12 protein-coding genes and 1 pseudogene are annotated in these 19,139 nt (G+C 61.3%); 2 read left to right on the top strand and 11 right to left on the bottom strand.

Going from position 1 to position 19,139, the window contains the following annotated elements; genetic code table 11:
- Window positions 1-114: 114 nt before the first annotated feature.
- Together ACA073_RS03615 and ACA073_RS03620 are read right to left on the bottom strand one after the other, a co-directional pair.
- Window positions 115-978 (bottom strand): methyl-accepting chemotaxis protein, encoded by an 864-nt coding sequence (locus ACA073_RS03615; RefSeq protein WP_497403976.1) that lies wholly within the window; start codon window positions 976-978, stop codon window positions 115-117.
- Between the two features lie 42 nt (window positions 979-1,020).
- Window positions 1,021-2,034: pseudogene (locus tag ACA073_RS03620) on the bottom strand (methyl-accepting chemotaxis protein); the annotation flags it as partial.
- A gap of 349 nt (window positions 2,035-2,383) precedes the next feature.
- On the opposite strand from ACA073_RS03620, the gene pmrG reads away from it, so the two are divergent.
- Together pmrG and ACA073_RS03630 are read left to right on the top strand one after the other, a co-directional pair.
- Complete coding sequence (pmrG, locus tag ACA073_RS03625; RefSeq protein ID WP_497401702.1) at window positions 2,384-3,055, top strand: lipopolysaccharide core heptose(II)-phosphate phosphatase PmrG; 672 nt, start codon at window positions 2,384-2,386, stop codon at window positions 3,053-3,055.
- 8 nt (window positions 3,056-3,063) lie between these two features.
- Entirely contained in the window at window positions 3,064-3,879 is an 816-nt protein-coding gene (locus ACA073_RS03630) for a phosphatase PAP2 family protein (RefSeq protein ID WP_497401704.1), read from the top strand.
- A 115-nt stretch (window positions 3,880-3,994) separates the two neighbouring features.
- On the opposite strand, the gene ACA073_RS03635 is transcribed toward ACA073_RS03630, so the two are convergent.
- The 9 genes from ACA073_RS03635 to bcsQ are packed head-to-tail and all read right to left on the bottom strand — an operon-like array spanning window position 3,995 to window position 18,769.
- Entirely contained in the window at window positions 3,995-5,137 is a 1,143-nt protein-coding gene (locus tag ACA073_RS03635) for an alginate O-acetyltransferase AlgX-related protein (protein ID WP_497401705.1), read from the bottom strand.
- 11 nt (window positions 5,138-5,148) lie between these two features.
- Entirely contained in the window at window positions 5,149-6,561 is a 1,413-nt protein-coding gene (locus ACA073_RS03640) for an MBOAT family O-acyltransferase (protein ID WP_497401706.1), read from the bottom strand.
- Window positions 6,562-6,579: 18 nt separating this feature from the next.
- On the bottom strand, window positions 6,580-7,248 hold the full coding sequence (locus ACA073_RS03645; protein WP_497401708.1) for an alginate O-acetyltransferase AlgF: 669 nt from the start codon (window positions 7,246-7,248) through the stop codon (window positions 6,580-6,582).
- Complete coding sequence (locus tag ACA073_RS03650) at window positions 7,245-7,868, bottom strand: SGNH/GDSL hydrolase family protein (protein ID WP_497403978.1); 624 nt, start codon at window positions 7,866-7,868, stop codon at window positions 7,245-7,247. The genes ACA073_RS03645 and ACA073_RS03650 overlap by 4 nt, the downstream gene beginning before the upstream one ends.
- A gap of 54 nt (window positions 7,869-7,922) precedes the next feature.
- Complete coding sequence (locus tag ACA073_RS03655; RefSeq protein ID WP_497401709.1) at window positions 7,923-11,927, bottom strand: cellulose biosynthesis protein BcsC; 4,005 nt, start codon at window positions 11,925-11,927, stop codon at window positions 7,923-7,925.
- The gene (bcsZ, locus tag ACA073_RS03660; protein WP_497401711.1) at window positions 11,903-13,138 is read right to left on the bottom strand and encodes a cellulose synthase complex periplasmic endoglucanase BcsZ; all 1,236 of its coding nucleotides are present in this window, start codon (window positions 13,136-13,138) and stop codon (window positions 11,903-11,905) included. The genes ACA073_RS03655 and bcsZ overlap by 25 nt, the downstream gene beginning before the upstream one ends.
- Window positions 13,138-15,411, bottom strand: coding sequence for a cellulose biosynthesis cyclic di-GMP-binding regulatory protein BcsB (gene bcsB / locus ACA073_RS03665; RefSeq protein WP_497401713.1), 2,274 nt, complete (start codon window positions 15,409-15,411; stop codon window positions 13,138-13,140). The genes bcsZ and bcsB overlap by 1 nt, the downstream gene beginning before the upstream one ends.
- Window positions 15,411-17,633: a UDP-forming cellulose synthase catalytic subunit gene (bcsA, locus tag ACA073_RS03670; protein WP_497401715.1), complete on the bottom strand. Its 2,223-nt coding sequence runs from the start codon at window positions 17,631-17,633 to the stop codon at window positions 15,411-15,413. Before bcsA ends, bcsB begins: the two co-directional genes overlap by 1 nt.
- Window positions 17,630-18,769: a cellulose biosynthesis protein BcsQ gene (gene bcsQ, locus ACA073_RS03675; RefSeq protein WP_497401717.1), complete on the bottom strand. Its 1,140-nt coding sequence runs from the start codon at window positions 18,767-18,769 to the stop codon at window positions 17,630-17,632. The genes bcsA and bcsQ overlap by 4 nt, the downstream gene beginning before the upstream one ends.
- Window positions 18,770-19,139: the final 370 nt, after the last annotated feature.

Raw genomic sequence — 19,139 nt, forward strand, 5'->3', positions numbered from 1 at the left:
GCTTTCGCGAGCAAGCCCGCTCCCACATTAAACCGCGTCCGTTCGGGCGACTCGGTCAAATGTGGGAGCGGGCTTGCTCGCGAAGGGGACCTTTCATTCACCGCAAAGTGAGTGTCAAACCCTGAAGTGGCTCACCATGGCCTGCAACTGATTACCCAACCGCGCCAGTTCAACACTGGATTTAGCGGTCTCGTCGCTGGCCGCTGCGGTCTGTTCGGAGACGTCGCGCACGTTGATGATGCTGCGGCTGATTTCTTCGGCCACGGCGCTTTGCTGTTCGGCAGCGGCGGCGATCTGCTGGTTCATCGACTGGATGTTGGACACCGTGCGCGTGATGTTTTCCAGTGACACACCGGCCTTGCGGGTCAGGGCGACGCTGCTGTCGGTGAGGACACGGCTGTTGTTCATTACCGCCGACACTTGTTGCGTGCCGTTTTGCAGAGCGGCCACCAGGCCTTCGATTTCCTCGGTGGATTTCTGTGTGCGCTGGGCCAGGCCACGGACCTCGTCGGCCACCACCGCAAAACCGCGACCGGCTTCACCGGCACGGGCCGCTTCAATCGCGGCGTTGAGCGCCAGCAGGTTGGTCTGTTCGGCGACGGCCTTGATCACGTCCATGACGCTGCCGATCTTGTCGCTTTCCTGTTGCAGCACGCTCATGGCTTCAGTGGAACGCACCACTTCGCTGGCCAGACGTTCGATCTGGGCGATGGCTTCGTTGACCACTTTGTCGCCCTCGCGGGCTTCGCCGTCGGCGGCGGCTGCGGCTTGCGAGGCTTCTTCGGCGTTGCGCGCGACTTCCTGAACGGTGGCGGTCATTTCGTGCATGGCGGTGGCCACTTGATCGGTCTCGATCTTCTGGCTGTTCACGCCGGCGCTGGTTTGCCCGGTCACCGCCGATAGCTCTTCGGCAGCGCTGGCGATCTGAGTGACGCCGTCGCGGATGCCGCTGATCAAGTCGCGCAGGGTCACGCCCATGCGCGCGATGCCTTGCTGCAACACACCGAGTTCATCACGGCGGGTCACCTTGACGTCCTGGGCCAGGTCGCCGCTGGCGATGCGCTCGACCACGGCCAACGTGTCACGCAGCGGGCCGGTGATCTGACGGGTAATGATCACGGCGGCAATGATGCCCACCAGCAGTGCCAGCAAGGTGCTGATCAGTTGCAGGGTGCGGGCTTTTGCGCTTTCGGCGTCGCGGCGGTCAAGCTGGATTTGATACAGCTGCTCGCTGAGGGTCACGATGGCGGCGCCCTGATCCGTCATTTCCTTGCGTGCCTGCACTCCATCGCTGCTCGCGGTTTTATAGGCCTGCAAAGCGCTGCGGTAATTGCTCAACGCCGTTTCCAGCTGACGCAGGGCGTCCAGCTGAGTGTCGGCGAAATGCACATTCAGTTGTTTCAGGCTGGCGATGGCGGCGTCCAGTTGGCCGACGGCTTTCTGCTCGGTCTCGACGTTGGTGGTCGCGGTGTAGCCGCGCACTTCGTAGCGGGCCAGCAGAAACGCTTCCTTGGCGGCTGTGATGGCCTGGAATTGTTCGAAGCGCTGGTCGCTCAATGGCATTTGCTGCACCTGGGTACTGATAGCGTCGATCAGCGTATTGGCGGTTTCCGCGTTCGCAATCATGGCATCGCGGGCGCTGTTACCCGTGCGGTAAGCACTGCGCATTTTGTTCAGGGACGCCTTGTAGGCCTCGATGACCGCGCCTTGCTCTTTGAGCAGCTTGAGGTTTTCCGGACTCTTGAATTTCACCAGCAACGCTTGCTGCTGGGCGGAGAACGCTTCAAGGGTGGTCTGCACATTTTGCGCGGCGGTTTCGTCGCCGTTGGTCAGCATGTATTGCAGGCGAACCACGCGCAGCTTGGTCAGGCCGGCATTGAGCTGAGTGATGTCGCTCATCCAGTTGCTGCGGTCAATCAAGCTGCCAAGGCTTGTCCAGCCGGTCAGGGCGAGGACGCAGGTCAGTGCCAGGACCAGGCCAAATCCCAGGCCCAGTTTCATGTTCACGCTGATGTTGCCGAACCAGCTATTCATCCAATTCCTCCAGGAACGTTGCGCTTTTAGTCGTCGGTTGGCTGGAAGATTGTTTTTTTTGGTAGCCAAGGTGTGTAACAGGGCTGTATCGGCAGCAAACACGAGAGCTGAAAGGATTTTGTCAGAGCGCGGGTGTTTTGTAGGAGCGAGCTTACTCGCGATGGAGGTTAACGATAACGCGTGTTGTCTGAATAAACGCGGCGCGCTTGAGTCCTTCGCGAGCAAGCTCGCTCCTACATCGGCGTCCGCCTTAAGCTTTTTTTCACATCGGTTTCACCACTCGCCGACGCCAGGCTCTCTACCCTCGCAGCATCGAATCAAGTGATGCATGCCGGTGAGGCGGTTTGATGTGGAACTGAGACTGAGTCTGTTCGGGATAACGCGCTCGATTGATCTGAGCCGTTTTGCCCGCTATCGAAATACCGCGGTGGTGCTGGCCACGGCGCTGCTGGTGATTCCGCTGACGGTCTGGCTGTTGCGGCCTGCAGCCGTTCCAGACCTGGCCCACGGCAATGTCGCCGGCGCCCAGGCGTTGCTGACCGGCTGGGTCAAGGGCGACATGATTGTGCTGGTGCGTCATGTCGAGCGCTGCGATCACTCCAGGGCCGCGTGCCTGAGTGGCAATGATGGCATTACCGATCGCGCTCGCAGCGTCGCGGTGAGTGTCGGTGCGCAGTTCGAACAGCTGGGGCTGGACAAGGCCGACATCTACAACAGCCCGATGATCCGTACCGCGCAGACTGCCAGCTATATGTTCAACAAGGTTGGCGTCGATGAAGACTGGTTGATCAGCTGCAAGGGCACGATGCTGCGCGATGCCCTGGCGCACAAAGTAGCAGGTCGCAATCTGATCCTGGTGACTCACAGCGAATGCATGGCGCAGATTGAAAAAGACCTCAAGTTACCGACTGCCACCCTCGGTTATGGGGCGTCTTTGTTTATCTCCGCCGCAACACCACAGGCGCCGCAAATGCTCGGTTTCATCGAAGCTTCCGACTGGCGCACGGTGACCACCCAATGAGTAAGTCCATGCGCTTTTACTGCTTCAACTTCGGCATTCCGCTGGTCTGCGCAGCCGTGGTTTTCCTGCTGTTCGACATGACCAGCATCGACATCGCATTCAGCAATCTGTTTTTTGATCCGGTGACCCGCACCTTTCCGCTCGATCAGGTGCATTTCTTTGAAAAAATCACTCACAAGTGGGCACGCATCATTCCGAACTGGACCGCTGAAATCGCTCTGATCGGCGCGATGCTGTCGTTTGTCTGGCCGCTCATCAACCCGCAGAAGCGACCGCGTCTCAGCCGTTTTCTGGAGCAGAGCAAAGTCGCTGCGGTGCTGCGGTTTGCCAACGACCATCGGCGGGATTTTCTGTTTGTGGTGTTCGCGTTTGCCATCTGCACCGGCGTGATTCATTTCCTCAAGTCGCACACCAGCGTGTATTGCCCGATTGAAACGACCCTCTACGGCGGGAAAATTGCCCACATGGAGTGGTACAGCAATTTCCAGCTGTTCAAGGAGGCCGGCGATGGCCGCTGCTGGCCGGGCGGGCATGCGTCGGGCGGGTTCACCATGCTTGCGCTGTACTTTGTTGCGCGCCGTTATCGCTGGCGCTATTCGAAAGCGCTGATGTACGGCTCGCTGCTGCTCGGTTTCGTCTACGGCACGACGCGGGTTCTGCAAGGCTGGCACTACATGTCCCACACTTTCTGGGCCGGGATCTTCGTGTGGCTGGCGTGTTTGCTGACTGCGCTGGCGTTTTACGGGCGAGCGCGCCTGGACCTGCCGGTGCTGCAAAAACACAAAGAGCCGGTAGTTTTAGTACAGTCGACCAGCCTTTCCTGAAAACAAAAAAAAAGCCCGCGGGAGGGCGGGCAAACTGTAGTTTCTTGAATGAGCGAGGGCAATGTACCGGTTGGCGAGGCGCATTGGGGTGAAGAAAAATTCATGTGGCTGAAACTTACTGCCCCCAAACGATCACTTCGCCATAGGGCGACTGCAAGTCCCGCTCCGGGATTTCCCAGATGATCAGCTTGGGCGGAGTCTGCTTGAATGCCGGGTTGTTGAAGTAGCCGTTGGCGCCACCGGAGAACTCGCCTCCATCCTTGGCGAAATTGCCGATCGGCGCACCCAACGCCTGTTGCAGGAACCCGGCGAAGTTGGAGTTGCGCGAGAACGAGGTACCGATCAACGCCACGTTCGGCAGGTTGTCATCGCCAAGCAGGTCATCGAGGTTATCGCCGCCGCTTGGCGTTTCGGTCACTTTTTCGCTGATCTGGGTCGCAGCCACGGTTTCCGGGGACGGTTGCAGCGTCACAGGCAGCCACTCAAGACCGGCGAGCCTGACCAGGTCGCCCGGACGGCGTGCGGGATCTTGCACCTTCGCCTCGAAGTCTTTGTGCGGCGTAGCGCTGATGCCCATGCTTTGCACCTGCGTGGCCACGGCTTTGGCGGCTGCTGCGGCGCCTGTTTCGCTCCAGTGGGTGTCGGTGCGCAAATACGCGTCGGCGCCCAACGGTTGCAGGGTCGGCGCCAGATCCACAGCGACGACACCGACCTTCTTCAGCCCCTCGACCCACGCCACGGCGCGGTCCTGCAGAGCCACCGGGCGACGCAGGTCGCACAGTTGCGCCTGGGCGATGCGGCTCTTGTCCGGCACCACCGCCACCAGCAACTTGATGCCGCGTTTGGCCAGGCGTTGCTGAATATCGCGCACCACGCCGGCCTTGGTGTCGGCATTTGCGAGGGCGTGGCGATTGATGCGTATCTCATCGGTCAGGAACAACCAGCCAGGACACCCCGAGCGCACACGCGGGCCGGTATCGTGCAGCACCAACCAGCTTGCGCCGCGCTCCAGATCAGCCGCCTGCGAAGGTACTGTCGCCTGTGACAGCTGCTTGGCAATCTTGTGAGTGATATCGCCCTCCAGTGCAGCCTGACGGGTAAGGTTTTGCGGCAGAAACTCGACTTTGCCGCTCGCCAGCAGCCAGACGCAGGAGGCGAAACCCAGCGCCAGAAAAGCCACGAACACCACGCCCGATAATTGGCTGATGCGGGCGGTACGTTCACAGAGTTGAGTCGGTGCGAGAGCCGAAGAAGTCATGGGCGCGGTCATCAGAACTGAAAGTACAGAAAGGGTACGGCTTCACGGCTCGCGATCAACGCAAACGAAAGCAACCCCGCCACCGGCCACAGGGCCGTCATCGGGACGAACAAGGCGTGGCGGGCGAACCACTGCTCGAAACGGCTTTGCAGCAACGGCGCAAGGATGCACGCCACGCCCAGCAACGCTGCCAGGCCATGGACCGGACGTAACGTCACCGCCAGCGCATCGCCCAACGCAAAGTCATGCAGACCGAACTGTCCGGCATACATCGTCATCGCCGAATGGAAATCCGGCGCGCGGAACAGCGTCCAGGCGAGGAATACAAACAACAACGTCAGTGTGTGCGAGAGCAACGGCGGAATACTTGGCAGACTAGAGCGGGACCAGAGGCGATCAACGCACAATGCGACCCCGTGAGCCGAACCCCACAACAGGTAATTCCAGCTGTCGCCGCCGTGCCACAAACCGGCAATGGCCATCGTCAGGAACAGATTGCGGTAAGTCTTCCAGGCCCCATTGCGATTGCCACCCAACGCTATGTAGAGGTAATCGCGCAACCAACTGGACAGCGACAAATGCCAGCGGCGCCAGAAATCCTGAATGCTGCTGGCCAGGTACGGCCGGTTGAAGTTTTCCGGGAAGTGAAAGCCCAGCATCAGGCCCAGGCCGATGGCCATGGCGCTGTAGCCGGCGAAGTCGAAAAACAGTTGCAGCGAGTAGGCCAGGCAGCCAATCCAGGCGTCGACGAAGGAAGGGTTTTCCAGGTGGAACGCGACGTCCACCAGCGGCGACAGGGTATCGGCCACCAGCACTTTCATGCACATGCCGATCATGAACCGACGCGCACCCAGGGAAAAATTCTGCCAACTGAAATACCGCTGCGTCAGCTCCCGGCGCACCCAGTCATAACGAATGATCGGGCCGGCAATGGAGTGGCCGAACATCGAAATGTACGTGGCGAAATTGATGAAGCTGCGCTCCACCGGCACGGTATGCCGATGCACATCTACCAGATAGGAAATCGCCTGCAGCACGATGAACGACAGCCCCGCCGGCAGCGCCACTCGTTGCCATTCCAGCGGCATCGCCCCGTAGTAAGTGATCAGCTCACTCCACGTCCCGGCCAGGATGTTGGCGTATTTGTACCAGCACAGCACGGCCGTGTTGAACACGATCAACACGGCCAACAGTCGCACTCGCCCACGGGAGCCGTCCGGCGCACGGTCCACCAGCAAGCCGCCGACCCACGCCACAATCGTCAGCACGATATGCAGCGTCAGGAACAACGGACTCAGCCATCCGTAGAACAGCCAGCTGCCGAGCAACAGGATGACATTGCGCCAGGCCGGTCGGCCCAATGCGTAGACCAGCAGAAACGCTGGCAAAAACAATGTCAGGAACTCTAATGAGGCGAAGACCATGGTGGCGGCGAGATCCGATCAGTGGGACAACGAGTCCGTGGCATTTAACAGGCGCGGTCCCGCTGCCGATGGCACCAGCATGACGCTGTAGCGCTCACCCGCTTTGAGTTCCCCCAGATCCAGCGGCGCACCGACGTTGGCGTTGGCGCACACCAGTTGCACCGACAGGCTCACCGGGTTGATCGAGCGACGTTGCAAGCTGTCGACCGGCACCGCTTTGAACAGGTCGGCGGTACGCCCGGCAGGACGCAGACTTGCGTCGGCGCACGAAGCGTCGACGTTGAAGAACGCCAGCGACGCTTTCAGGCCGTTGAAGTCGTCCGGTTGCTCGCGCACGGCGATTTGCTTGATGCCCGTGCCGTCCGGCAACACCACAACGGTCGCGAATTCACCGGGCTCGACTTTCAAGTCCATGGCCAGTTTTTGCGCACCGCTGACCAGGCTGCCCTTGATCGGACTGCTGGCCTGCACCGGGAAGAACAGCGACACCGGTGCTGACACGTCAAGACGCAGCGGTGGCTGGCCGGCCTGAGCGATCACGTCCAGCGGCGCGGTGCCGGCGTTGACGAAGCGGATGAACGCCGAGTCTTCGGCAGGGCCGGTGGGGTACAACGCCACTTCGGCGCTGGCCAGCGTACTGATCGACAACACCGAGAGGGCTGCGAGCGCCGCGAACAGTTTGATCATTTCTTGGCTTCCTTGACGGCCGGGGTTTCGAGCAGGGCCTTGCTGATGTCGGCGCTCCAGGTCTTGTAGCCCGGCGCGGTCAAATGCTGACCATCAACCGTGGCCCATTGGCCTGGCTTGGAAAACTGCAACGAGTCGATGTAGCTGCACGGCGCCACGTTGGCGGCGAGGAACTTGGAGGTCATCTCGACCCGGGCAAAGGTCTTGCCGTACTTGCCGCCTTCAGTGCCCCAGTTCGGGCCGACCCACGCGCAACGGGTGCCGTTAGCCGAAATTTCCTTGGTCAGCGCGGTGGTCTGCTGCCACAGCCAGGCTTTCGGGAACGCCGGTTTGGTGTAGCTGGCCATGGTGTCGCCCATGACAATCAACACCAGGTCCGGTTTGTCGGTGGCCAGCAACTGGCTGATCGGCAACGTCGCGGCTTTGCCGCCCAGCACCACGGTTTTTTCCGTGCCACGGCGCTCGGCGCCACCGCAGGTGCCCGGCGTGGCTTTGAGCCAGTCACCGGCGTTGGCGCCGCAAATACCCAAGGTATGCACGGTCGCGCCTTGGGCAACCAGGCTTTCATGCAGGGAGGAAATCAGGTAGTCAGGCGTCGCCAGGTGGCTGTCGCCAATCATCAAAATGGTCATGCCTGCCAGAATCGATACTGCCACGGTGCAAACTCCTGCTGCTTAATTCGAATAAGGGGAACGGTAAGGGCTGACCGGCATCGCCATGCGACCGGTGAAGTCTTCAAACATGTACCGCAGGTACAAACCGCCGGTGAACTGCTTGTAGTCCTGGGCGTTGTCCAGGCCGAAGCTGCCGCCCAGGAAGACGTTGTCGCCGAAGCGGTACTCGGCGGCCGCGTTCAGGTTGTAGCCGATGCCTGTCTTGTTCTGCCCAGAATACTGAGTTGGCACGATGATCCCGGCCGTGGCGTACTGCTGCGAAACCTGATTCAGCACGCTCTGCATGTCGTTGTCGTTCGGGAAGTACGGCGTAGCATCCTGCTCGATGTGCTGCACGCCGACCGAGCCCTTGATCGAATAACTCAAGCGATCGGTGCGTTGCGACCAGCCGATCGGCACGCCGATGGAAAAGAAGTTTTGCGGGCTGAAGTAACCGCCGTTGCCATAGGTGAAGTTGCCCTGGTTCTTGTCGTAGCTGATGCCGGTGAGGCTCAGGCCGGCGGTCAGCTGACGGCTGTCGTCATTGAGCAAGTACCAGTAGACCCCGGTGCCGGCCTCGGCACGGCTGTTGGATTCGACATGGTTGCCCACCAGTTTGTGAAGGCCGCCGTAGCCATAGACGCCGTAATCGCCATTGTCATAACTCAGCTGCAAACGCCCGCCGTTGGCGGTGACGCCACCCCATTCCAAGCCACTGCGAGCGTCTCGCGCACCGGCGAAAGACACCAGGCTGTCGGTCACCGGGCGCCGCGACAGGCTCAGGCCGTAGCGGAAATCGCTGCCTTCGGTGAACGAGCGATCAATGCTGATACCGCCGACCACGGTGCTGTAGAGGAAACCCATCGGGCTGGCGCCCACATCGGTTTTCAGCCCCAGCGACGGGTTCTCGTAAGCCACGGCCAGGCCGACACCCGTGTCCTTTTGGCGCCCGACCGGGCCGCTGATCTGGTTACGCAGAAAATCGATCTGGGCCGGGTCCGTGTTGCTCGCCAATTGGGCTTGCAACGCGGCCATCTGCTGCTCATTGAAACCACCGAAGCGCGACTTGGCAGGATCACTGATGCCACCGGCGTTCAGCGACACCGGCGTAACGCGCAGCGCCAGACGGTCATCGCCCAGCGGCACACTGATTTCCAGCGGCGTTTCGACGTCGGTGATTTTGCTCAGGCCCGCCTCGCTGTCATTGCTGCGGATGGTCACGCCTTGGGTGACACGCGGGCTGCGCTCCTGATCAATCTGGTCCAGCGCACTTTGCATCGCCTGACGGGCTTCTGCCTGCGGGTCTGTCGGCTTGGCCTGGGCTGAACGGCGAGTGTCATCGAAGCCCGCGCGCGCGGGTTGCGCAGCATAAGCGCCAGCGCTGCCATTCATTGCCAGGGTATTCGATATGGCCGGCTCGGCCTCATCCGCAGCCTGCGCAACTTGCACCTGCGCGGGTGCCGGAATTTGCGACAGCGTGGCCTCGGCCAGCCGCGATTGACTGCGTTGGCCGGCCTTGCCCACAAACGGGTTGGCGGCCACGGTCCCGGCAAACGGATTAACGTCTTCCTTGCTCGGCGCTTGCAGTGCCAGGGCGCGCGCATACAGTTGCGCCGCCTTGGCGTTCTTGCCTTGGGCGCGATACAGACTGGCGGCGGTGGCCAGTATCGGCGCATCGTTCGGCGCCAGCTCCAGCGCCTTGTCCATGGCTTTTTCGGCGCCGCGATAATCACCGGACTGATTCAAGGCCTGGGCCATGCCGATCTGCAACTGCGGATCATTCGGCGCCTGGTCGAGCAGCGGTTGATACAGCTCGATGGCTTTTTTGGCGTTGTTGTTGGCCAGGTACATGCGTGCCAGCGCGCCAACCGCCAAGGGGGCATTCGGGCGCTGAGCCAGGGCGGGCGCGAGCGTATCGTAGGCCGCCACGAGGTCGCCCTTTTCCCGCAACAGATCGGCCTGACGCACGGTGTAGAGGTACAACAGTTGGTCATAATTGCGCTGATCCGCCGCCGCCAATGGCTGGCTCTGCAACTCGTGCAGGAGCTGATTGACCTGCACGTCGTCACCGGCTTTCAGCAGCACGCCGGCGTACGCCAGGCGCAGCGACGCTGACGGTGTGCTGCTTTGCGCCATGGCGTTGCGCAGCATCGACAACGCGTGTTCGGTATCACCGGCATCGACGTAAGCCGAAGCCAGCATGCCCAGCGATTCGGGTTTGCCGTTGGCGACCAGTTCGGCACGGCGCAGCAAGGTGATGGCTTGGTTGCGGTCACCCTGTTTGGCCAGGGTTGAAGCCTGACTGGCCAGGGATTGCACTTGAACCTCGCTGGCCAGTTGTTGCATCGCCGTACTGCGCTGGCTCACCGGGATACGCTCCAGTGTGCTTTGCGCGGTCGACCATTCACCCAACTGGCTCGACAGCAACGCGCTGACGTACAACGCATCAACGCGCTGCGGATCGGCTTTCAACAGCTGCGCCATGGTCTGCCGGGCTTTGTCCGGGGCCTTCGCTTGCACGTACAGGCGCGCCAGGTCATAGCGCGTCCAGACATTCTGCGGGTCGTTACGCACGGCTTCCTGTTGCGCGGTAATCGCGCCGTTGAGGTCGCCGCTGCGCTCGGCATTTTTCGCCTGGCCGACCGCGACGGCGGCACGCAATGGCCGCAAATCACCAAGGCGTTGCTGCTGGGCCGGGTTCAGCCCTTCGATCATTCGTAACCCTTGGCTGGCCTGACCGTTTTGCGCCAGCACGGTGATCAGCCCGAGCAGGGCCGCAGGGTTGTCATTGTCCAGGGTCAGCGCCTGACGATAGCTCGCCTCGGCGTTGTCCAACTGGTTCTGCTCCGCTTGCACGCCGCCCAGCGCGACATAGCCTTCGACTTGTCGCGGTTTACTGGCGATGGCCTGTTGCAACAAGCTGCGCGCCCGCACCAGATCGTGATCGGATTTGGCCTTGTCGGCCTGACCCAGCAGATCCCAGTAGCGATTGCTCTCCAGCGCCGCTTGCCAGCGCGGGTTGCCGCCACGGCCTGCGGCACGCTTGAGCAATTCATTGGCGTCGCTCAAGCGGCCCTGACGCTGACGAACGATCCCCAGGCCGCCCAACGCGTCGGCGTCCTGCGCTTGTTCTTTGAGTCGCGCCAGAAAGGCTTGCTCGGCGACATTCAGCTGGTTGTCCTGAAGCGCCTTGAAACCGCGGGCCAGATTCGGATTCTGCTGAGCAGCCACGGCGGCCGTGCCACGACTGTTCATTTGCGTGCGAATCTCGGCGTCATCCGGATTGGCCTTGAGGTACTCCTCGAACAACGGGATCGCCGCCGCGCGTGGCGAACCCAGCCACACCAGCCCTTCGCGCCAACTCTCGGTGGCCTCACCGCCCAGTTCGGGCAGGGTCGACAGCTGACCCAAGCGGCGAATACCGTCGGTTCGGGTGGCCTCGTTACGCAGCAGCAGTTTGGCCAACACCAGTTTGACCTTGGCGTCGTCCGGGCTCTGTTGCAGCAAACGCTCCAGCCCCTGGCGCGACTCAGTCCAGCCGCCGGCCGTGTAACCCAGGTAGTTGTAGAACTCCAGGCCAAGCTCCCCTTGAGGTGACTTGCCCGCGAAGATCTGCCGATAGATCGGCATGGCCTTGTCCAGCTCGCCCGCCGTCGCCAGCAGGCGCGCCTGCTCCAGCTGATCGAGGTTGTTGCCGCCCTGCAAGGCGATCGCTTGTTCCAGCAACAACGTTTGCGACTCGCCGGGATGGGACTGCTTGAGCTGGTCCAGGTAGCGATTGGCGCCAGCAGGACGGTTGGCCTTGAGTTCCAGCAAGCCCAGACCGTAAATCGCATCGGCTTGCTGCGGATCGATCAGCAGCAGTTTTTTCCAGGCTTCGGTGGCCCGGGCCTGGTCACCTTGTGCCTGCCAGTATTGCCCCTGTTGCAGCAGCGCTTTGCCGGCGTCATTGAGCGCGGCAAAGCTGCTGCTGTGAATCAGGGCGGCGAATACCCCGAAGGCTATGGCGTGACGGCGCGCTGGCATTGTTTCTCCCACATCGGTTGCAACTTCCCGTGATCGAGGAAGTGGTAGCGGTTGTCCATGTAGCCCAGCGAAAACAGGCTCAGTACAAAAAAGTAATAGGGTGGCTGCTTTGCCTGGACCGCTTCGGGGGTCAGGGTCTGGGCCATCAGTTGCTGCACGCGCAAGGCGTGTTGCTGTTGCAGCGACGCATTGCCCAGCGCTTTGAAATACGGCAGCAGCGCGGCGGAAAAACCGAACGGTCCGGCACCGCTGCGCTGACCGCTGAGCACGTGGACTTTCTCCGGCGGCACACCGTCGGCGAGCGTGGCGGCGAGCATGCCACCCAAGCTACCGAGCAACGGTTTGCGCAGCGGGTCCTTGACCGGCATCACGCCCGCCCACAGGTACGTGCGGATCGCATCGTAACTGCCCAACTCACCCTTGACCGGGTCGACGATGAACTCGCCCTTGCCCGGCCCGGTGCGGCGATAGCTGACCCAATCGGCAACGAAGCCTTTGTAGCTGACGGCCTTGATCAGGGTCGCGGTGTTCGTGGCGATTTCCGCCCACGGTCCGTGGCGATCGATATCAGCGAATCGGCGCAGCACCGGGATCGGCAGGTAGCTGGGGTTGAGTTGCCACAACTCGGGTTTGTCGAGATCGGGTTTGATAAAACCGACTTTGCCCGGCATCAGCATTTTGCCCAGCCCCGGCAGGTCCTCGACCTCCTGGGTGGCGACGTTGTGCAGGATCTGGCGCGCTGTCTGGGTGTAGGCGTCGCTCTGCCAAAGTCTCCCGGCTTCGAGCAGCGCGTAGGCGAACCAGAGATCGGCGTCAGACGCCGAATTGCTGTCCAGCAGGCGCCAGTTGCCTTGCTCGTCCAGGCCCCAGAACCAACCCGGCAGATTGTTCTTGATATCGCCCTGGGCGAGGTTGTCCTGACTCCAGCGCCACAGCTTGTCGAAGGTGACGCGGTCATTCGCCACCAGGGCGAAGAACATGGCGTATGACTGACCTTCAGACGAGCTGTGACGTTGCGGCGTGCTGGCGTCCAGCACACGCCCATCGGGTTGCACAAAGTGCTCGACGAACGTCTGCCACAGCGGCCAGGTCGATGCCTCGCAACGTTGCGCCTGAGCGGTGGCGGGCAGCAGCCATGCCAGCAGCAGCGTCGACAGCGCGATCACGGCGGCGCGGTACGGGCGTTTATGGGCGAAGGCCGGCACGCTCATCACACGTCAAGACGTCGTTTGGCGCGGGCACGCAGCGACACGTACGCCAGACCACTGAGCAGCACGATCGCCAGCCCGGTCAGCGCAAACATCCAGCCCACATGCCGCGACAACATCCATTGCACGTACTTGAACGGTCCGAGATCGCCGACGTAGTACTGCTCGTCCGCCACCAGCGCTTCGATGGATTTGCCGCGAACCACCACCAGGCTGCCCTGGATCGACTGGGTGTACTCCTCGCCACCGATCAAGGCCTTGGTCGCTTCGGTGAGGCCTTCCGGCCGGTCACTGGCAATCACCACGACACTGCGACCGCTCTTTAGCGGCGACTCGAAACCGGTCAGGTACGTACTGCGCTGCCCGCCGGAAAACGCCATGGCCAGCCGCGCCTTGCGCTGGTTGGCATCCGGGTCGGGGCTGAACCAATCCCGCACGCGCATGGGCAAGTCGGACAGTTCGAAACGTTGCTGGCCGTCATTCCCGGCCGCCGGCAGACGATCGGCCCATTGGGTCAACAGCGGCTGGTTGGCACCGGACGCAAACACCAGCAGATCCTTGTCGGCAGCCGTCGCGATGTGTGCCGCTTGCGTTACTCGTACACCGGTGGCCGGGTAACCGGTGGACTGGCCAAACCGTCCGAGCACCGTGAGGTAGGCATCCAGGTCGGTTGCCCCGGCGTTGTCCGGCAGCACCACGGCGGTTTGCGACAAGTCGGCCAGGCGGGTGAACGGGAAACCTGCATCCTTGAATACGCCGAGGTTCGGCATGGCCATGAAGTGGTCATAGCCGCGCAGATCGAGGGTCGATTCCGGGTCCACGCTGCCGCGCATGTTGTCGATGATGATGTCGCCGCACTCGCCCTGTTTGATGTAATCGAACATGTAGCGCAGTTGCAGACGCGATTGCAGGGCGACCGAGTTCAACGGCAGGCGCACGCGCACCTCGCGGGCCAGGCTGTCGTTGGTCTTCAGTGCGCTGAGCACACCGCTGTCGAGTTTGTCCTGGGACGGCAGGTTGCGAGACTGAACCAGCCCGTCGTTGAAGCTGACAATGAACGACGAGTTGGAGGATTTCTCCTGGGGGGTGTAGCGGTATTTGAGGTCCAGCGGTGCGCCTTCGTCGCGCCAAGTAAACAGGTCCGGCGGAAAATTCAGCGGCACGGTGATCTCGCCCGGGTTGTAGCCGGCGACATTCAATTGCTTGGCCGCAATCAACTCACCCAGCTTGACCGGACGATCGGTGGGCAACCAGTTCGGTGCGTCGTACGGTTTGCGTGGCTGCACGTTGTCGAGATGGTCGATCACCACGCGGCTCCCCGACAACGCCTGACTGCCCAACACCAACGCAGTCGCGGCACGCTTGAGCTCGGCCCCGTCGCGACCGGTGATCACCAGCAATTTGCCGTTCGCATCATTGGGGTTGCTCATTAGCGTCAGGGTCGGCCCTGTCGCCGCCGGCAGCGTCAAACCACCGAGTTGCAGCGCGTCAGGACCGCTAAGCAGCACCACGGCATTGCCGCTCGCCGGCAACTGGTTGAAGCGCGAGGAAAACACCGCGCCGCGATAGCTGGCCTGCGCGCCGAACCACGACGACAGTGCGCCAGCGGCTTCCAGGGTGCTGTTGTCGGGCGCGGCGGCAAACACGAACGGCAAGCTCAGCTGACGCGCATCCCGACGGTCGAAAAACGGCAGCGGCAGGATCGCCAGATCGTCCGGCAAGGTCAGTGGCGACACTTGAATGTCGAGCTGACTGTTGTTGCTGATCCTGGCCCACAGGCTGGAGTGCTGCGGGTCTTCGCAACTCATCGTGTAGTGGCCGACGAACTGCAGACTCAAACGGTTGAACTCGGTGATCAGGTGAGCGGGAATTTCCACCACCTGTTTTTGCGTCACCCCGGCGTTTTCCTTGGGCAACGGCAGGCTGGCAGCCACCTCATCGTTGACCATCACGTTGATCTGCGAAAGGTCGGCCAACAGCGCTGGGGAATAGGTGTATTGCAACGTCAGGTGCGCGCCGGTCACGATCGCATCGGCGCGCACATCGAAATTGACGCTGTCGCTGGACTCGACGCCGTGCAGGGTCATCGGATAGTTCCGGCCCAACTGTTTGAGCGTCAGGCTGTAGTTTCCGGCACCTGCCGTGGCACTGGTCGCCGGCACCGTTTCGGCGAACGCCGTAGCACCACTTCCCAACGCCAGCAAGGTGCAGGTCGCACGAGCCAGAACACGGCGAGCGCCGCGCAGGTTACCGACAGCGAAAGACTTCGAGTTCATCACTTGTCCAGAACGTTTTCTAAGAGGGGTGGGGGTGGACGACGGTTGCGCAGCCATGCCTGCGCTTCCAGGACCGTGGCCTTGAAGAGTTCGTAGATGCCACGCAGGCCAATGGCGCTGACGTCGCGCAATGCCACCAGCGGCGTATCGACCTGACCGCTGCCCCAGGTCGACGCCCAGGTGTCGGCGCGCGAGAAGGTCAAGCGCACCAGTTCGCTTTGCTGGCGCAGCGTCAACTGATCGAACTGCGCGCCCAAAACGGTACCGCGACTGAACACAATCACCGCCGGGAACACGCTCAGGTGTTGATTGCGGAACAGCGAGATCTGCACCCGCTCGCCCTGGGGAACCATCACCCCTTCCGGCAAACGGAAGCCCAGGCCTTTTTGCGAGAAGTCCAGGGTCACGCCTTCGATGACGCTGCCGTCGGCACGGGTCAGGCGCATCGGCAGCGCCGCCGCGACCCGTGGTTCGGAACGCATCTGTCGGGTTTCACTGGCCACCGCCACCGAGGCGCTGGTGATGATGATGTTGTAAACCGTCCATGCCAGGTTGATCAGGATCGTGGTCGCCGCATCGTCCGCGCCCTCCATCAGCTTCACCACACCGATGATCATGCCGGCGACGTTCAAACTCAGCAGGATGATGTACGGGCGCGCGAGCTTCCATTCGAAGTACTTTTTGTCGATGATCCCGCCCTTGTCGGTCACGTTGAAGCCGCCGAACTTGGGATTGACCAGCGCCATCAGCACCGGGCCCATGATGTACCAGGCCAGTACCGTCTCGTAGACCTCGTTCCAGAAGGAATGGCGGAATCGCCCCTGAATGCTGGAGTTGGTCAGACTGGCGTGGAGGATGTGCGGCAGCACGTAAGCGGTAATCATCAAGGCCGAGGCGTGGTAGATCCGCGCGTCGAAAATCAGAAAGGCAAGCGGCGCGGTGAGGAACGCCAGACGCGGCAAGCCATAGAAAAAGTGCAGCATCGCGTTCACGTAGCACAGGCGCTGGCCCAGGCTGAGGCCTTTGCCGAACAGCGGGTTATCGGTGCGGAAAATCTGCGCCATGCCCCGTGCCCAGCGAATCCGCTGACTGATGTGGCGCGACAGGCTTTCAGTCGCCAGGCCGGCCGCCTGAGGAATGGCCAGGTACGCGGTGTTGTAGCCGGCACGGTTGAGTTTGAGCGCGGTGTGGGCGTCTTCAGTCACAGTCTCGACGGCCACGCCACCGACTTCCAGCAACGGTTCACGGCGGATGACGGCACAGGAACCGCAGAAGAACGTCGCGTTCCACAGGTCGTTGCCGTCCTGTACGAGACCGTAGAAAAGCTCGCCTTCGTTCGGCACGGAACGGAAGGTATCGAGGTTTTTTTCGAACGGGTCAGGCGAGAAAAAGAAGTGCGGCGTTTGCAGCATCGCCAGCTTCGGGTCTTTGAGGAACCAGCCGATACTCACCTGCAGGAACGAGCGCGTCGGCACGTGGTCGGCGTCGAAAATCGCCACGAACTCGCCACTGGTGACCTTCAGCGCTTCGTTGAGGTTGCCTGCCTTGGCGTGGCGGTTGTTGTCGCGCACGATGTAGTTCACGCCGATCTGCTCACAGAACTCGCGGAAGTCATCGCGGCGCCCGTCATCGAGGACATGCACGCGCAGTTTGTCGCGAGGCCAGTCGATGGCCTGAGCGGCGAAGATTGTGACTTTGACGATATCCAGCGTTTCGTTGTACGACGGGATGAACACATCGACCGTCGGCCATTCACTGGGCGGGCCACTCATCAATATCGGTTTGCGGCGCAGCGGCCAGGCGGTCTGGATGTAACCGAACACCAGAACGATCATCGCGTACAGCTCGGCCATGACCAGGCCGTAGCCAAACATCATGTCCAGCCAGCCTTCGAAACCGAGGGTGGACGTCAGCCGCCAGTACAGGTAGCGCAGGGACGCGGTCAGTGACAAACCGATCAGCACCATCACCGTCAGGCGCCCCGGAATCTTGCGCAGCACCAACGCGGTGGTGAAGCAACCCGCCGCAAAGATGCACTGCGAATACAGATCGAACGGCACCGTGATGATAAAAACAGCCAGCAACGTGCACATCAGCGTGACGCCGAAGATCAAGGCACGACGCAATGCCTTGGGCAGGCTCTCCACGCGACAGGACAACGTCTGGGCCCAACGCTGTGAACGGGTCAGGGTTTCGGTATCGGGAGCAGAGGCGGTAATCACAAGGCGTACGACTCCGCGATATCCATCGATTTCAACTTCGCCTTCAGCGCGTCACTCAATACCCGCATGTCTCGGCAACCCTGGGACGAGCCCGGCTCCAGTAACGGGTTTCGACCGTATGCCAGCGCCTCACCAACGGTGTGATCCAGCGCCACTGCACCCAGCAGATCGTTACCGAGACGGCGCTTGAGCACTTCCTGCATGTCCCGGCAAAACCCACGGGAAGCGTCGAACTGGTTGAGCACGAAGTTGCACTGCGGTGCCTGCCCTCGGGCCTTGCGTTCGCCCAACAAGCGCTCCATCGTATCCAGCGTCAAGAAGCACGCGGCGTCGGCGGTAATCACCACAAGCACCTGATCAGCCACCGTCAAGACCTGGTCCAGATAGACTGTGCGACCGGGCGGGGTGTCGAGAATCACCACATCGTTCTCGCCCAGATCCATGTTCGCCAGTTGTCGCGCCAGCCAGTAACGATCGTTCTCCAGATAGCGCTCCAGCGCCCGACGCTCATCTTCAGTGACGGCACCATAAGGCAGCAGCGACGAGCCAGCAGGCCCGGCCAACAGCAGTGATTGCCAGTTTTTGCCCTGAAGGCTGGCGTTGCCCATACCCGCCACATCCGGCTCGACGCCAAGATGATGCTGCAAGACGTTTTGCGGATCGAGGTCGATGGCCAGCGTCTGACCTTGCTCAAATCGCAACACCGTGGTCAGGGCCGATGCCAGGGTGCTTTTACCGACGCCGCCCTTAGCCGATACCAGTGCGATTACACGCGCTTTGGTTTTGGTCGGAACACCATTGGGCAGCACCTGACGCAGCGCCTCTTCGTTGCGCGCCTGCGCTTCGGCCTGGCGTGCGTGCGCGACCTCGGCCAGTAAATGACGAAGCGGCGAGGAGATTTGCGGGGTTTTGACGGGCGGCAGTTCGGCCTCGTCATTGATCGTGCGTTCGACGGGGGCGGTTCCGGTCAACTGAATAGCGGCCGCCGGGGAGTCGACCACTACCGACACCGGCGTAGTCGGCACCAGCGCCAACGGCTTTTCTTTGTAGTCAAAATGGCTATCAAACTCAAGATAGCTGTCCGCACTTGCCCCGAACCTGTTGAAAAGGTTCGATATATCGTCTGTACGATTCATAAGACTGCTCGAGGCGCTGGAGTAGGAAACACAAAGCTCGCAACGGTCAGTCGAGGTGAGCCACTAAAATAATATCGTCAATATTTTGAATTGCACAAGTGTAATATTTTATTGCGATCAGAATTATTTTTTTAATCGCCATTTTTTTGACTTGCGCTGTTTTTTAACCGCCCAATCTGTGCCTGCTCCGAGTGGAGTAATAGCTTGACCCGGACGGCGCACGATTATCTACATAAGCGTAAAACGCTGCACATTTTTTCGCCAAATGGCAGGCTCACTTAGTTGACGACATTGTCACGCCAACGACAAAGGACGGAGCAATAAGCGGACCATCTGAGCAGTGAATAAACCCACGCCCATCCGAAGTTTG

This window comes from Pseudomonas sp. LBUM1670, assembly GCF_059695695.1.